Annotated in this window: 11 protein-coding genes; 6 read left to right on the top strand and 5 right to left on the bottom strand. The window is 66.8% G+C overall.

Annotation, left to right across the window (positions count from 1 at the left end; genetic code table 11):
- Nucleotides 1-105: 105 nt before the first annotated feature.
- The 5 genes from FX134_RS08480 to FX134_RS08500 form a co-directional block, all read right to left on the bottom strand.
- Nucleotides 106-3,951, bottom strand: a complete 3,846-nt coding sequence (locus FX134_RS08480; protein WP_080803913.1) for a phosphoribosylformylglycinamidine synthase — start codon at nucleotides 3,949-3,951, stop codon at nucleotides 106-108.
- 10 nt (nucleotides 3,952-3,961) lie between these two features.
- Nucleotides 3,962-4,609, bottom strand: a complete 648-nt coding sequence (locus FX134_RS08485; RefSeq protein ID WP_080800413.1) for a hypothetical protein — start codon at nucleotides 4,607-4,609, stop codon at nucleotides 3,962-3,964.
- Between the two features lie 148 nt (nucleotides 4,610-4,757).
- Nucleotides 4,758-5,630 (bottom strand): phosphoribosylaminoimidazolesuccinocarboxamide synthase, encoded by an 873-nt coding sequence (locus tag FX134_RS08490; protein ID WP_080800416.1) that lies wholly within the window; start codon nucleotides 5,628-5,630, stop codon nucleotides 4,758-4,760.
- Between the two features lie 87 nt (nucleotides 5,631-5,717).
- Entirely contained in the window at nucleotides 5,718-7,358 is a 1,641-nt protein-coding gene (locus FX134_RS08495) for a sensor histidine kinase (RefSeq protein WP_080800420.1), read from the bottom strand.
- A 6-nt stretch (nucleotides 7,359-7,364) separates the two neighbouring features.
- Nucleotides 7,365-8,075, bottom strand: coding sequence for a response regulator transcription factor (locus tag FX134_RS08500; protein ID WP_080800423.1), 711 nt, complete (start codon nucleotides 8,073-8,075; stop codon nucleotides 7,365-7,367).
- 295 nt (nucleotides 8,076-8,370) lie between these two features.
- Here FX134_RS08500 and FX134_RS08505 point away from each other — a divergent pair, with 295 nt between their 5' ends.
- The 6 genes from FX134_RS08505 to FX134_RS08525 all read left to right on the top strand — a co-directional run bounded on the left by FX134_RS08505 (nucleotide 8,371) and on the right by FX134_RS08525 (nucleotide 15,344).
- Complete coding sequence (locus FX134_RS08505) at nucleotides 8,371-9,843, top strand: Tat pathway signal protein (protein WP_172623431.1); 1,473 nt, start codon at nucleotides 8,371-8,373, stop codon at nucleotides 9,841-9,843.
- Nucleotides 9,844-10,068: 225 nt separating this feature from the next.
- Nucleotides 10,069-10,353 (top strand): hypothetical protein, encoded by a 285-nt coding sequence (locus FX134_RS14570; protein WP_172623432.1) that lies wholly within the window; start codon nucleotides 10,069-10,071, stop codon nucleotides 10,351-10,353.
- Nucleotides 10,350-10,775: a putative toxin-antitoxin system toxin component, PIN family gene (locus tag FX134_RS08510; protein ID WP_172623433.1), complete on the top strand. Its 426-nt coding sequence runs from the start codon at nucleotides 10,350-10,352 to the stop codon at nucleotides 10,773-10,775. Before FX134_RS14570 ends, FX134_RS08510 begins: the two co-directional genes overlap by 4 nt.
- A gap of 185 nt (nucleotides 10,776-10,960) precedes the next feature.
- Nucleotides 10,961-11,179: a hypothetical protein gene (locus FX134_RS08515; protein ID WP_080800429.1), complete on the top strand. Its 219-nt coding sequence runs from the start codon at nucleotides 10,961-10,963 to the stop codon at nucleotides 11,177-11,179.
- Between the two features lie 249 nt (nucleotides 11,180-11,428).
- The gene (locus tag FX134_RS08520; RefSeq protein WP_080800432.1) at nucleotides 11,429-12,898 is read left to right on the top strand and encodes a helix-turn-helix domain-containing protein; all 1,470 of its coding nucleotides are present in this window, start codon (nucleotides 11,429-11,431) and stop codon (nucleotides 12,896-12,898) included.
- Nucleotides 12,899-13,076: 178 nt separating this feature from the next.
- On the top strand, nucleotides 13,077-15,344 hold the full coding sequence (locus FX134_RS08525) for an oxidoreductase (protein ID WP_080800437.1): 2,268 nt from the start codon (nucleotides 13,077-13,079) through the stop codon (nucleotides 15,342-15,344).
- The last annotated feature ends 6 nt before the right edge of the window (nucleotides 15,345-15,350 follow it).

Raw genomic sequence — 15,350 nt, forward strand, 5'->3', positions numbered from 1 at the left:
TCGCGGGACTTTGACCCAGTATAACAAAGCGGCGCGCCCCGAAGGACGCGCCGCTCAGATGTCCCAAATGGATGTCCCAAATGGGGACTGTCCCCATTTGGGACATTAGTCGGTGAAGTAGCCTACGCCGCCTTCGAAGAGGGGCTGGAAGAGGTCGCCGGGGACGTTCTGGTAGAGGCCGGCGCCGCGGCGCTCGCTGTGGCCCATCTTGCCGAGGACGCGGCCGTCGGGGCTGGTGATGCCCTCGATGGCCCAGGCCGAGCCGTTGGGGTTCACGTCCAGGTCCATGGACGGCACGCCGCTCGCGTCCACGTACTGCGTGGCGATCTGACCTGCGTCGCGCATCTGTGCGAGCAGCTGGTTGCTGGCCACGAAGCGGCCCTCGCCATGACTGATGGGCACCGTGTGCACGTCGCCCACCTCGCAGCGGCTCAGCCACGGCGACAGGTTGGACGCCACGCGCGTACGCACGAGGCGGCTCTGGTGGCGGCCGATGTTGTTGAACGTGAGCGTGGGGCAGTCCTCGTCCATGGGGCGGATGTCGCCGAACGGTACGAGGCCCAGCTTCACGAGCGCCTGGAAGCCGTTGCAGATGCCGAGCATCAGGCCGTCGCGGTTCTGCAGGAGGTCGCGCACCGCCTCCGTCACCGCAGGGGCGCGGAAGAACGCCGTGATGAACTTGGCGGAGCCGTCGGGCTCGTCGCCGCCGGAGAAGCCGCCGGGCAGCATGATGATCTGGCTGTTGTTGATGAGCCGCACCAGCTCGGCCGTGCTCTCGGCCACCTTGTCGGGCGTGAGGTTGTTGATGACGAAGGTGTCCACCACGGCCCCGGCCTGCTCGAACGCGCGGGCGCTGTCGTACTCGCAGTTGTTGCCGGGGAACACGGGGATCACCACGCGCGGGCGCGCGATGGTTCCGTTGTAGGTGAGGGGCGTGGCGCTGTCGAAGGAGAGCTGCTCCACCGGAGAGGTTGCCGGCTGGCGCCGCACGGGATCCTTCGACTCCGCGCCTTGCGGCGCTCCGCTCAGGATGACATCGGGCGCTTCGCTCCGCTCAGGATGACAATCTTTACTGCGGTACGGGAAGACGGGCTCGAGCTGGGACTCCCAGGCTTCTTGCAGGTCGGCGAGGGGGATCGTCTCGCCGCAGGCGGCGAACTCGTAGGCTTCCGTCGTCTCGCCCAGCACTTCCACGTGCAGGGCGTCGGTGCCGGCGGGCACCTGGGCGTCGTCGGCCAGCTCCACGAGGAAGCTGCCGTAGGCGGGGGCGAAGAGGTCGTCGGCTGACGCCGCACGGGATCCTTCGACTCGCTTCGCTCGCTCAGGATGACAGATGGCGACGCCGATGCCGTTGCCTACGCACATCTTGAACAGAGCCTCGGCGGTGCCGCCGTAGCCGGGGGTGGACACGGCGAGCGCCGCGCCCTCGCCGATGAGGCGCTCCACCAGCGCGATGGCCTCCAAAAGTCCCGCCGCCTCAGGCACGACGCCCTCGTAGGCCGCGGGCGCGATGCGCACGACGCGGTGGCCCGTGCCCTTGAACTCGGGCGACGTCACGCGGTCGATGCTCCCCACGGCCGTCGCAAAACTCACGAGCGTCGGCGGCACGTCCAGCTGCTCGAAGCTGCCGGACATGGAGTCCTTGCCGCCGATGGCCCCCACGCCCAAATCCACCTGGGCCATCAGCGCGCCCAGCACAGCCGCGGCGGGCTTGCCCCAGCGCTCGGGCTCGTCGCGCAGCTTCTCGAAATACTCCTGGAACGTGAGGTACATGTCCTCGCGCGCAAAACCGGCCGCGGCCAGCTTCGCCACGCTCTCCACCACGGCGATATACGAACCCACGAACGGGTTCGCCGCCGTGAGGTAGGGGTTGAAGCCCCAGGCCATGCCGCTCACGGTGGTGGTCTCGCCGAACACGGGCAGCTTCGCCACCATGGCCATGGCCGGCGTCAGCTGGCGCGAACCGCCGAACGGCATGAGCGCCGTGGCCGCGCCGATGGTGGAGTCGAAGCGCTCCGACAGGCCCTTGTTCGAGCACACGTTCAGATCGCGCACGAGCGCGCCCAGGCGCTCGGCCAGCGTCTCGCCCTCCCAGGCGCGCTCATAGGCGCCGCCCGGCACCACGCGCACCGCCTGGTGCTTCGCCGCGCCGTTGCTGTTCAGGAAGTCGCGGCTCACGTCCACGATGGTCGACCCGTTCCACACCATGCGCACGCGCGCCTCTTCGGTGACCTCGGCGATGGGCGTGGCCTCGAGGTTCTCCTCGTGCGCGAGCGCGATGAACGCGTCCACGTCCTCGGGCGCCAGCGCCACGGCCATGCGCTCCTGGCTCTCGGCGATGGCGAGCTCCGTGCCATCGAGGCCCTCGTACTTCTTGGGAACCTTGTTCAGGTCGATGAACAGGCCGTCCGCCAGCTCGCCCACGGCCACGGACACGCCGCCAGCGCCGAAGTCGTTGCAGCGCTTGATCATGCGGCACGCGTCGCCGCGGCGGAACAGGCGCTGTATCTTGCGCTCCACGGGCGCGTTGCCCTTCTGCACCTCGGCGCCGCACGTCTCGAGCGACTCCAGCTTGTGCGCCTTCGACGATCCCGTGGCGCCGCCAATGCCGTCGCGGCCCGTGCGCCCGCCCAGAAGCACGATCACGTCGCCCGGCGCCGGCGTCTCGCGCCGCACGTGGTCGGCCGGCGTCGCGCCCACCACCGCGCCGATCTCCATGCGCTTGGCGGCGTAGCCGGGATGGTACAGCTCGTTCACCTGGCCGGTTGCGAGTCCTATCTGGTTGCCGTACGAGGAATAGCCCGCCGCCGCCGTGGTCACCAGCTTGCGCTGCGGCAGCTTGCCGGGCAGCGTCTCGCTCACGGGCACGAGCGGGTCGGCCGCGCCGGTCAGGCGCATGGCCTGGTACACGTAGCTGCGACCGCTCAAGGGGTCGCGGATGGCGCCGCCCACGCAGGTGGCCGCGCCGCCGAACGGCTCTATCTCGGTGGGATGGTTATGCGTCTCGTTCTTGAACAGGTACAGCCAGTCCTGCTCCTCGCCGTCCACGTCCACCTTGCACCTAACGGTGCAGGCGTTGATCTCCTCGGACTCGTCGAGCCCGGTGAGGATGCCCTTCGCCTTCAGCCAGCGCGCGCCGATGGTGCCCATGTCCATGAGGCACACCGGCTTCTCGTCGCGGCCCAGCTCGTGGCGCATGGCCAGGTACTTCTCGAAGGCGGCCCGCACGGCTTCGTCCTCCACCACGACGTCGTCCAGCACGGTGCCGAACGTGGTGTGGCGGCAGTGGTCGGACCAGTAGGTGTCGATCATCTTGATCTCGGTGATGGTGGGGTTGCGCCCCTCCTCCGCGAAGTACTGCTGGCAGAACGCCAGGTCGGCCTCGTCCATGGCGAGCCCGCGCGCGTCGATGAATGCCGCCAAGCCGGCTTCGTCCAGCTCCAGGAAGCCCTCGATCGTCTCCACCATGGGCGGCACGGGCTGCTCCATATGCAGCGTCTCGCGCTCCTCCAAGGAAGCCTCGCGCGCCTCGATGGGGTTGATCACATAGTGCTTGATGGCGGCCACGTCATCGCTGGTCAGCGGGCCCTCCAGCAGGTACACCTTCGCGCTGCGCACCTCGGGGCGCTCGCCCTGGCTGATCAGCTGGATGCATTCGCTGGCCGAGTCGGCGCGCTGGTCGAACTGCCCGGGCAGGTACTCCACCGCGAACACGGCCGCGCCGTCAGCCACCGGCATCTTCAAAGACGCAACGTCGGACTGCGGCTCGCTGAACACCGTGGGCACGCACTGCGCGAAAAGCTCCTCGGAGATGCCCTCCACATCGTAGCGGTTCACCAGGCGCAGGCCCTCCAACCGCTCGATGCCCAGGATGTCGCGCAGCTCGTGGGCCAGCTGCTGGGCCTCCACGTCGAAGCCGGGCTTCTTCTCCACATACACGCGAGAAACCATGGTCCCCACCTTACTTCTTCGAGTCCTGCGATTCCGCCTGCTTCTCGGCCTCGGCCGCCTTGGCCTTCTCCGCCTTCCCCAGACGGAACCCGCTGCCGAACAGGCCCTTCTTGGGCTTCTCCTCCTCGAGGGACTTGGCCTCCTCGTACTTCTCGGCGGCCTCCTGCTTCTGGGCGCGCTGGGCGGCCTTCTGCTGCTTCTCGATCGCGCGCATCTCCTTGGACTTGTGCGCCATCATCTCCTCCTGGTACGCGCGGCGCACCTTGCGGATCTTGGAGAAGTCCACGTACAGCGCGCCGATGATGCACGCGTACGCCAGGCCGAGCGCGATGTACGTGCCCACCTCGGGCAGGAACGAACGGCCCACCCACGACAGCGCCGTCAGCACGATGGCCGCGATGAGCAGCGCCCACCACAGCTTGCGCAAGCGCTTGTACTCCGCCGTGGGCGGGTTGTAATACTGCCGATCGATCTCGGACTGCTTGGCGCGCTGGGCCTTCTTCTCGGCCTTCTTCTGCTGCTTGGTCTTGGTGGTGGGCTGCATGCGCACCGAGGAGGCCGCCTTCGACTTGGGCTTCATGGTGGCGGCGCTCTTGCGCGTCTGGCCGCGATGCTCGTCGGTCTGGTAGCGGTCGTTCATGGGATTGCGTTGGGACATGGGTTTGCTACTCCTTTACGCGGCATGGTCGTGCCGAAACCGTAGGGCAAGGGCTCTGCCCTTGCCGTCAACATGCGGCGTTGTCCCAGGTTCGCGGCAAGGGCAGAGCCCTTGCCCTACGCAACCTGCGACAACGCCGCCAGATGCTCTAGTACGCGAACTTCCTGCCGGTGATCTTCTCGTAGGCCTGGATGTACTTCTCGCTCGTGCGGTCGATGACGTCCTGGGGCAGGCGGGGCGGATTGCCCTGACGGTCCCAGTTGGCGGTGAGCCAGTCGCGCACGAACTGCTTGTCGAAGCTGGGCTGGTCGGTGCCTTCGGCGTACTCGTCGCCGGGCCAGAAGCGCGAGGAGTCGGGCGTGAGCACCTCGTCGGCCAGGATGATGCGGCCGTCTAGGCGCCCGAACTCGAACTTCGTGTCGGCGATGATCACGCCGCGCTCGGCCGCATGGTCGCGCGCGGTAGTGTACACCTTGAGCGCCAGGTCGCGCAGCTGCGAGGCGTCGTCCTCGCCGATGATCTCCACAAGGCGCTCGAAGCTGATGTTCTCGTCGTGGTCGCCGATCTCGGCCTTCGTCGACGGCGTGAAGATGGGCTCGGGCAGCTTCGAGGAGTTCACCAGGCCCGCGGGCAGCTCGATGCCGCACACCGTGCCCTGCTTCTGATACTCCTTGAGTCCGCTGCCGGCAAGGTAGCCGCGCACGATGCACTCGGCGGGGAACATGTCGGCCTTCTTCACCAGCATGAAGCGCCCGCGCAGGTAGTCGGCGTACGGCCTGAACTGCTCGGGCAGGTCGGCCACGTCGGCGCTGATCAGGTGGTTCTCCACCACGCCGTCCAGCAGCTCGAACCAGAAGCACGACAGCTGCGTGAGCACCGCGCCCTTGTGCGGGATCTCGTCCTCCAGGATGTAATCGAACGCCGAGATGCGGTCGGTCGCCACCAGCAGCAGCTTGTCCCCCAGATCGTAAAGATCGCGCACTTTACCCTGCGCATCAGGCTTGATGTCGATTCCGGTCATGCTGGTCCTTTCATCGTTCTCTCAATCGCCGCAAGGCGAGCGCGACGGTCGGCGCGCCCCTTCTCTGTCGGCGCTCCTTATTATCGTCTATTTCGCATCCTTGCGCGACTTCCCGCGCGATCTCTGCGTTTTCGTCCCCTTTTGCGGATGCTCCTCGTGGTACAGCGGGATGTGGATGGTGAAGCACGCGCCCGCGCCCTTGCGGCCTTCCACCTGCACCCAGCCGTTGTGGCGCTCGACGATTTCCTTCACCACGGCCAGGCCCACGCCCAAGCCGCCGCTCTCGCGCGTGCGTCCCGCGTCGGCGCGCCAGAAGCGCGAGAACACCATCTTCGCCTCCTCGGGCGACAGGCCGATGCCCGTGTCCTGCACCGCGATGGACGCCATGATGTCGCCGCGCTTCACGCGCACGGTGATATGGCCGCCCTCGGGCGTGTAGCGCACGGCGTTGGAGATGAGGTTGGCCGTGGCCTGGCGGATCATGTCGGCATCGCCCACCACGCGCACGCCGGGCTCCATCTGGTATTCCAGCGTGAGGCCGGAGTCGGCGACGAACGCCTCGTGCGTGGCTATAATGCCCGCGATGAGCTTGCCCACGTCCACGACCTCGGTCTTCATCGGCGTGGAGCGGTTCTCCAGCCGCGAGAGCTTCAGCAGCGAATCCACCAGGCGGCTCAAGCGCTGCACCTCGGAGTTCACCGTTTCCAGATGCTCGGGGTCGGCCTCGAACACGCCGTCCACCATGGCCTCCACGGTGGACTGGATGGCCATGAGCGGCGTGCGCAGCTCATGCGCCACATCGGTGGTGAGGCGGCGCTCCAGCTCGCGGTCGCGCTCGATGGAGTCGGCCATCTCGTCGAACGTCTCGCCGAGGCGGGCGATCTCGTCCTCGCCGTGCAGCTGGGTGCGCGCGTTGAGGTCGCCTTCCTTGATGGCCTTGGCGGTCTTGGTCATGCGGTTGATGGGCGCTACGAGGGTGCGCGCAAACAAGAAGCCGATGCACGACGCCAGAAGGATGGCGAGCACCGTGGCGAACATCATGGCCTGGTACGAATTATCGCGGAACGCCTCGTCGGTTTGGCGCAGCAGAGCCTCAGAGCCGTACACCCACATGTGGACGGACCCCACAGCAACGTTATCGGAAACGATCTTTGCGATGGCGAGCTGGTCTCGAGCGCCGGGCGGAGGAGCGAGCGAGCCTTGATCGGAGCCCAGCTTTCCCCGCCTTCCCTGCTCATCACCGACCATCGTTGAGTCGTACACGGTCGAACCGTCTTGGTTGTCGACTATCTTCACGCCCACGCCATTAAGCTTCTCGGCGTAAAGGGCGGCTGCGATAACGCCGGGATCGTCCAGCCTGCCGGTCTCCTGGTATACCTCAGCGATCTGCTCGGCTGTCGATTCAGCAAGCTTTTCCATGTTCTGCTGCGTGTACGTCTGGAAGTGCTGCTCCCACACGAACGACAGCACGCCGATGGCCACGAGGGCGGTCATGGCGGCGATGCAGGCGAACGCCACGGTCACGCGCGTGGTGTACGTGAGGTTCGCCCAGCTGAAGCGCTTGCGCGCGCGTTTCTTCCCGCTGCCCTCGCCGTCGGTCGGCAGCTTGAGCGGACCCGTCACGGCGCTTTCGGCGTCCACCGTGATGCGTTCGGCCGCCTTCGGGCTGCCCGCGTCCTCGCGCGCGCTGCCAGAGGCGGCCGCAGCCTGTTCTCTTTTGTCCCGCACGTTCGGTTACTGGGCGGCTTTCGTGGGATCCTCGAAGCGGTACCCCACGCCGTGCACGGTGTGCAGCCACTTCGGGCTGCGCGGATTGTCGCCGATCTTCGCGCGCAGGTTCTTCACGTGCGAGTCGATGGTGCGCTCGTAGCCCTCGAAGTCGTAGCCGAGCACCTTCTCCACCAGCTCCATGCGCGAGTACACGCGGCCGGGATAGCGCGACAGCGTGGTGAGCAGCTTGAACTCGCTGGCCGTGAGGTCGATCTCCTCGCCGTTCACCAGCACCTTGTGGCCCGACACGTCGATGGTGAGCTCGCCGAACTCCAGCACCTCGCGCTGCGGCTCGCTGTCGGCGTGCACGCGGCGCAGAAGCGCACGGGAGCGGGCCACCAGCTCGCGGGGGCTGAACGGCTTGACCAGGTAGTCGTCGGCACCCAGCTCCAGGCCGATGATGCGGTCCTCCACCTCGCCCTTCGCGGTGAGCATGATGATGGGCACGTCGGAGTTGTCGCGGATGGCGCGGCAGACGCGCTCGCCCGGCACGCGGGGCAGCATGAGGTCGAGGATGACCAGGTCGAAGTGGTGCTTGGAGAACTCCTCGAGAGCCTCCTGGCCGTCACCCACCGCCGTCACCCAGTAGTTCTCGCGCTCAAGATACGCCGTCACGGCGTCGCGGATGGCCTTCTCGTCTTCGACGAGCAGTATGCGTCGCGTTTCGTTGCTCATGGATCACTCCTCAAGCTCGTTGTCATCTCGGCAGCAGAACGGCCCGCGTTCCCTGCGCGGACCAGCCCCGAGCCCGCTGGTCGTGTTTGCAGTTATTGTAGCAATTCCCCTGAAGGCGGCTGGAACCTGTGCGTGAAATGACACAATAAACACCATGGTAACCCGCAGACCCACACACGCCAGCCACGTCAAGCCCACGAGCGCATCGAAACGCCGTGCGAACAGGCACAATGCCTCGAACTCCGGAGGGTCGCCGTACGCGGGCGGCAAAGGCGCGAGCGGTCGCGGCGGACATGTGGGCAACGTCTCCGGCTTCGGCGGCGCAGGCGGCCCGAGCGCCGGCGGGCGCGGCGGTGCGCCCAGCATCGGCAACGTCGCGGGTTTTGGGGGCCCGAATGCCGCCGGCGGGCGCGGGGCGCATCGGCGCTCCTCGTCAGGCGCCGCCGGCAACGGCCGGCCCTCCCCTTCGCCCCGATCCTCCGCTCCTGCCGACGACGGCGTGCGCGTTCCCACGCCGGGCGGCGGCGAGGTGCTTCTGACCAGGCGGCACTTTCTGTATGGAGCGCTCGGCGTAGGCGCTTTGGCCGCGGTCGGCGGCGGCGCCACCGTCGTGGCCCAGCAGATGGCGAAGGACGCCGACGACGAGCTCACGGTGCTCGAAGTGCCGGAGAGCGCCGTGACGGCCGTGCTCTCATCCGACCTGTTCGCCGAGGTGGACTCGGCGGAGCGCATGCAACTGACAAGCAGCTGCGAGCTGCCCTTCGGCTCGCTCGTGTGGGCGAACGACGAGTCCGTCGCGGCCTGCCTGCTGCCCACGGAGGAGGGCAAGCCCCTCACGCAGGCCGGGCTGGTGATGCTGTCGTCCGGCAGCTACGTGGTGGTGCTCGAGCAGGCGGTGGGCCTGGACGAGGGCTTCGAGATCTACGATGTGCGCGCCACGTCGTCGGGGCTCGTGTGGACCGAGGCCGACATCCTCGACGGCATATGGCGCGTCTACACCGCGCGCTGGGACGGCTCGGCCCTCGGCGCGCCCGCGCTCGTGGAGGAGGGCGACGGGGAGTGGGAGACGCCCACCCTCGCCGCCGTGGGCAACCGGGCCTTCTGGCAGGTGCTGCCGAAGGCTGACGGGGCGAAGAAGGCCGAGGATTCGCTGGTCAAACGCGCCACCATGGGGACGAACGACGTGGAGACGGTGTGGACGTCGCACGGGCGCCTGGCCTCGCCGCCCTACGGGATGCGCGACTCCGTGGTCATCACGCCGCGCACCGATACCGGCTCGATCCACTACCAGCTCACCCGGCTCGACGCCGAGTCGGGCCAGGTGCTCGACTCGCTCGTGCTGCCCGCGTCCATGCGGCCGCTCGAGGCCGGATACGGCGAGACGGGCTTCACGTTCGCGTTCGATGGCAGCTACCAGTACGGCGACGGCATCGCCAACCTGGGCACCTACCTGCCCGAGGCCGCGGTGACCAACGGCGACTACAGCGGCTCTCCCTGGCTGTGGTTCGACAGGTCGCCCTCTGCCGCGCCGGCCTGGTGCGGGTCGTTCTTCATGGTGAAATCCACGTCGGCCGTGAGCGGGGTGAATCCGGTGACGCGCGAGTGGTTCGCCATCTATCCCGAGGACGGCGCGGACAAGGAGGGCGAGTACCTCGCCTCGACGGGGACGCACGACGTGCTGGTGACGTTCACGAACCTGGACGACAAGCCCCTCGACGGCGAACCGCGCAAGTGCTGCCTCGTGCGCACCTGGTCGCCGCTCGCTTAATCCGTCTCCTCGGGGGCGCGGGCGGGGCGAGGGGCCTGCTGCTCGGACAGTCCTGCTCGCACGGACAGCCCACTGGGCTGTCCGGCTCGTGCGGAACTCGCATCAGACCCCTCGCCCCGCCCGCCGGAAGGCTGACTTGCTCGCTCAGAAGGATCAACCTGGGAGATGATTTCTTATATACAATCCTGTATACTATGGTATTGACTTTTATAGAGGGAGATTGCTATGAATGTTTATACTTCGAGTGAGCTTGCTTCCAGAACGAAGGCTGTGTGCGATGCCGCTCGTACGCAGGGGTGCGCCTACATCAGCACCAATGGCAAGATCGATCTCATGATGGTCGACTTGTCGGACTTCGAGACGCTCAACGACGCGGTGCGGTCTTTCGACGAATGGACGGCTATGCGAACGCTGCGGAACATCTGGAGCAAAACCGCCGCCCGTCCCCTCTCGGACGAGGAAATAGAGCAGGAGATCGCCGCCGCCCGCTCCGAGATCTCAGCTTCATGACCTACCTCATCCTCGATACCAACATCCTCGTTTCTGCTCTGTGGCAGAACAGGAAGCACGGCAAGCCGTCGCTGCTGCTCGGTCTTTGCATCGAGCGCCATTACGGATGGGTGTACACGGCATCGATCTACCGCGAGTATGAGGCAGTGCTCTCGCGCCCCAAATTCGGTTTCGACGAAGCCGAGGTGGAGGCGATTCTCAAAATCGTAAGGACGATCGGACTTTGCGCCGACCCGGTCTCTCGCGGCCTCTCGTCCCCGTCGTGCGCCGACGCGGACGACCAGAAATTCTACGATGCCGCTCGCAGCTGGGACGCCATCCTCATCACCGGCAACAAGAAGCACTTCCCGGAAGACGAGCGCGTGAAGACCCCCGCCGAATTCCTGGCGAACCGCCTCATCGACATACCGCTCAACAACTGATTCGCTTGCCCGTGTTGCCAGGGGCGGCTCGTCGCACCCGATTGTCGACCGAAACACACGCAAAACGCTCCTGTGGCGTGTGTTTCGGTCGACAATCGGCATGCTGCGCGAGCCTCGGCCCTCGTGTAACGGCGCTACGATGAAATGGCCCATGCATTCGCCTTGCTGAAAGAGAGGCACGGACGATGAACCTTACGTTCCGAGGCTTTCTCCGCCTCTATTGCCGGGAGCTTTCGGGCCTGCAAACGGACAGCATCAAGAAGCTGTGCGAGAGCGCGGCAACGGATGCCCCCAGGCTCGCGGAGCCCCTCTTCCTTGAGGCGCCGGACACGCCCGACCGCTTCAAAAAAGTTCGGCGCGCATTCCTGGCGAACCGTTTTATCGACATACCGCTCAACAACTGATTCGCTTGCCCTCATGCGCGAACGCGAGCTCACCGCGTACCGGATCTGCAAGGATCTCGACCTCAATCTCGGCAACATCTACGCCTACTTGAACAGGGGCGACGTCGCGAAAGTGAGTCGCAACACGGCGCGGCGCATCTTGGAGCATGCCTCTTCGTAAAGTCGGATGCCTTGAACCGTCTCGCATTTCCCTCCTCCGCACGCGGGGCGGCGATTCAGTATAATGGGCCGTCGAAGGAGGGGTGCGTCGTGGATTCCAAGCGCGAGTCTTTGCTCATAGCCGTGGGGGCGGGCACGAATCTGAGCCTGTACGGCATCGGCGTGTGGAACGGCAGCACCACGCTGACGGGCGGGTTCCTGTTCGGGCCGGCCGCGCAGGCGTTCGCCGACTGGTATTTGTGGCTCGCGACGCTCGGCATGCTGGCCGGCATCGCCGCGCGCGCGTGCATCTCGCTGCGCTCCAACGAAAGCGGCATGTTCCACGCGCGAACCACCTACGCGCCCGTCGTCGCAGCCGCCGCCCTGTTCCTCAGCGGGCTGTGGACGAGCAGCCTTCCCGCGCTGTGCGTCGCGGCGTTCTGCACCGGCTGGTCGTTCGCCTGCCTGTCCATCTTCTGGGTGGTGCGCATCTACCGCGCATTCGACCGGGCGCGCGTGCTCTTCCCCCTCGTGCTTGCGTGCTCGGCGCTCATCAACGCCGTGTTCGCCCTCGCCCCGCAAGGCCAGCTGCATGTTTACCTGGGAATCTCGCTGCTCGCCTCCGCGCTGTGCAGCGCCCTCATCCGCGTCGGCGCGCGCCCGGAGGGCCCCTCGCCGCGTCCGGATCCCGCCCTTGAACTGCGGACGCGCTACCTGCCCGCGTTCAAGAGCTTCGCCGGCGTGCTCTTCTGCGTCGCGGCGCTCGAGACCATCGCCCCCACGATGAACTACATGGGGCTCGCGAACACGCTCGCGTCGAGCGTCCAGCTGGGCGTGGTGTGCGCGGCCCAGGCGAGCGCGGCCGTCGTCCTCTTCTTCGTCCTGAGGCACCTGAGGGCGCCGCTGCATTCGGTGCAGTTCTTCAAGTTCGTCACGCCGGTGCTCATCCTGGCCCTGTTCCCGGTGCCGTTCGCCGGCCACGCGTACTCCCTGGCCATGCTCTACATCGGCTCGTGCCTGCATTTCGTGGTGGTGAGCTCGCTGTTCTGCGTGGACGCCATGGCCATCGCCCGCAAGGGCCGGCTGACGTTCGAGTTCTTCTACGCCGCGGGGCTCTTCGCCCTCATGGCAGTGTGCGTGGTGCTCGAGGAGGTCATGCCGCTGGTGCTGCAAACCTCCAGTTCGACCGACCTGCTCGTGGTGTTCGGCGTGTTCTTCTGCATCTACATCCTCAGCATGGCGTTCATGTTCGCGCGCCGGCAGCGGCAGGAGCCGCCCGACGATTCGCCGTCGACCACGCCCGCACCCCGTGAAGCCGACCCCATCCCCTCCCCCTCCGAGCCGACGCTGCGCGCACGCGTCGTGCAGCGCGACTGCCAGCTGAGCGACCGCGAGACGGAGATCCTCGAGCTGCTGCTGCGCGGCAAGAACGTGCCCGCCATCGCCGAGGAGCTGGTCATCTCGCAGAACACCGTGCGCTCCCACGTGAAGCGCATCTACCGCGCCACCGGCATCCACACCCGCCAAGAGCTGATCACCCACTGCGAAGGCATCGACGTCGAGCGCGCGATCCGTTTTTGAATCTTTCGGCGCTTCGCTCGCTCAGGATGGCAAAGAGGGGCTTCGACTACGGCAATCCTCGATTCACCCAGCTCCCGGCGCGAATCACCCAGTTTGAGACACGGACCGGCCGCGCCCTTCCCCTATCTTGGATGCCGCCCCTCAAAGGGCATGCAGATCCAAGGAGAGAGGAAGCACTATGGGAAATCTTTCGAGGCGCTCGTTCCTGACCGGTTCGGCCCTGACCGCCGGCGCGCTGGCCACGATGGGCCTTGCCGGCTGCGCGCCGCAGCAGGCGCCGGCCACAGCCCCGTCCGAGGGCGGCAGCTCCGCATCCGCGCCCGCGAACGCGACCGGCGGCAACGTGCGCGCCCACGCCGCGCAGCTGAACCCGCAGACCGACACGCCCGCCGCCGCGAGCGGCACGTGCCCGTCACTCTTTACCGAGTGGAACATGGGCGCGCTCACGCTGCCCAACCGCGTGGTAAAGTCGGCCGCCGGCTACATCGGCGTCACGTCGCAGGGCATCACCGGCGACTTGCACCTTCAGTATTACGGCATGCTGGCGAAGGGCGGCGCGAGCGTCATCTACTGCGACGACTTCGCGGAGCTCTACGACCACTTCCGCGCCATCGCCGACGTGGGCAAGATCGTCGACTGGACCGAGGACGACCTCATGACGTTCGCCCAGACCATCCACGACAACGGCAGCCTGGCCGGCTATCAGCTTGCCACCATGGGCCTCATGTTCAGCGGCTTCGAGCCCGACCCCAGCGCCATGTTCCAGTCCTCCGACTGCATGGACATGACCGCGCAGGAGATCACCGACCTTGTCGCCGACACCGTCAAGGCCGCCGCCACGCTCAAGGCCTGCGGCTTCGACTGCGTGGAGATCAACGCCGCCGGCGAGAACATCGGCCAGACGTTCATGTCGCGCAACCGCAACAAGCGCGACGACGAGTACGGCCCGCAGTCGTTCGAAAGCCGCACGCGCTTCGTGTGCGAGATCGTGCGCGGCATCAAGCAGGAATGCGGCGCCGACTTCCCCGTGCAGGTGCTCATCAACGGCGTGGAGGAGAACGACAAGAACGTCGGCGACAACGCGCTGTTCGCCACCGTTGAGGAGAACAAGGAGATGTGCAAGCTCATCGAGGCCGCCGGAGCCGACTCGCTGCACATCCGCATCGGGCCCTGCGGCCAGCACGTAGCCGAGTTCGCAGGCGACCTCTACTTCGCCGGCTACGGCATCGAGGGCACCACGGGCTACGGCACGCAGTTCGACTTCGAGCGCCACTGGCAGGGCATGCTGAAGGCCGACCAGTCCGGCCTGGGCGTCATGACGAAGGTGGCGGCCGAGATCAAGAAAGCCGTGAGCATCCCCGTGGGCGCGGTCACCTACATGGACCCGGCACGCGACCCCGAGTTCTTCGAGAACCTCATCAAGAACGGCGAGCTGGACTTCATCCTGATGAACCGCCCGCTGAACGTGGAGCCCGAGTACCTGGCCAAGCTCAAGGACGGCCGCCTCGACGAGATCCGCCCCTGCACGCGCTGCATGCATTGCCACTGGGACGCCGACGGCGAGGGCAACCTGACGTTCAGCTGCCGCACGAACGCCGCGCACCCGTTCCGCTTCGTGTCCGGCCAGCTGCCCGGTGCCTATGAGCCGGAGCCGGCCGCCTCTCCCAAGAACGTGATGGTGGTGGGCGGCGGCCCGGCTGGCATGGAGGCCGCACGCGTCGCCGCCGAGCGCGGCCACACGGTCACGCTGTACGAGAAGAAGAGCATGCTGGGCGGCCTTCTCGAGTTCGCGAGCAACGTGAAGGGCCCGCACGAGAACCTCATCCCCCTCAAGACGTACCTCGCGAAGGAGCTCGAGGTGGCCGGCGTGAACGTGGTCACCGGCACCGAGGTGGACGCGGCGCTCATCAGCGAGAAGAAGCCCGACGCGGTGATCCTGGCCGTGGGCGGCACGCGCGACACGCTGGGGCTCTCGTCCTCCGCGGGCACGAACGTCGTCTCCATCGACGACTTCATGACCGCCGACATCGCCGACGACGCGGTGGTGATCGGCTCGAACGCCCAGGCCATCGACACGGTGATGTACCTGCTCGCGCAGGGCAAGCACGTGCAGGTGGTCACGCCGAGTCCCGCGAGCGCCATCGGCGAGGGCCACTCGTTCTGGATCAAGACCTACACGCAGCCCCTCATCAAGGCGCTCGGCACGCGCTTCTGGCCGGGGGCGACCGTGAAATCCGTCGGCGACGGCTCGCTTGCCATCACCACGGAATCCGGCGCAGAGGTGGAGCTTGCCTGCGGCACCGTCATCGAGGCGCTCGACAGCCTGCCGAATACCGAGCTGGCGAAGGGCCTGGCCATGGACGTGTTCCCCGTGGGCGACTGCGCCAAGCCCTTCAACATCGGCGACGCCATCTGCACCGGCAACGCGGCGGCGCGCAGCATCTAGCGGATC

It is taken from the genome of Arabiibacter massiliensis (assembly GCF_902386925.1).
In the GTDB taxonomy this organism is placed as follows: Bacteria; Actinomycetota; Coriobacteriia; order Coriobacteriales; family Eggerthellaceae; genus Arabiibacter; species Arabiibacter massiliensis.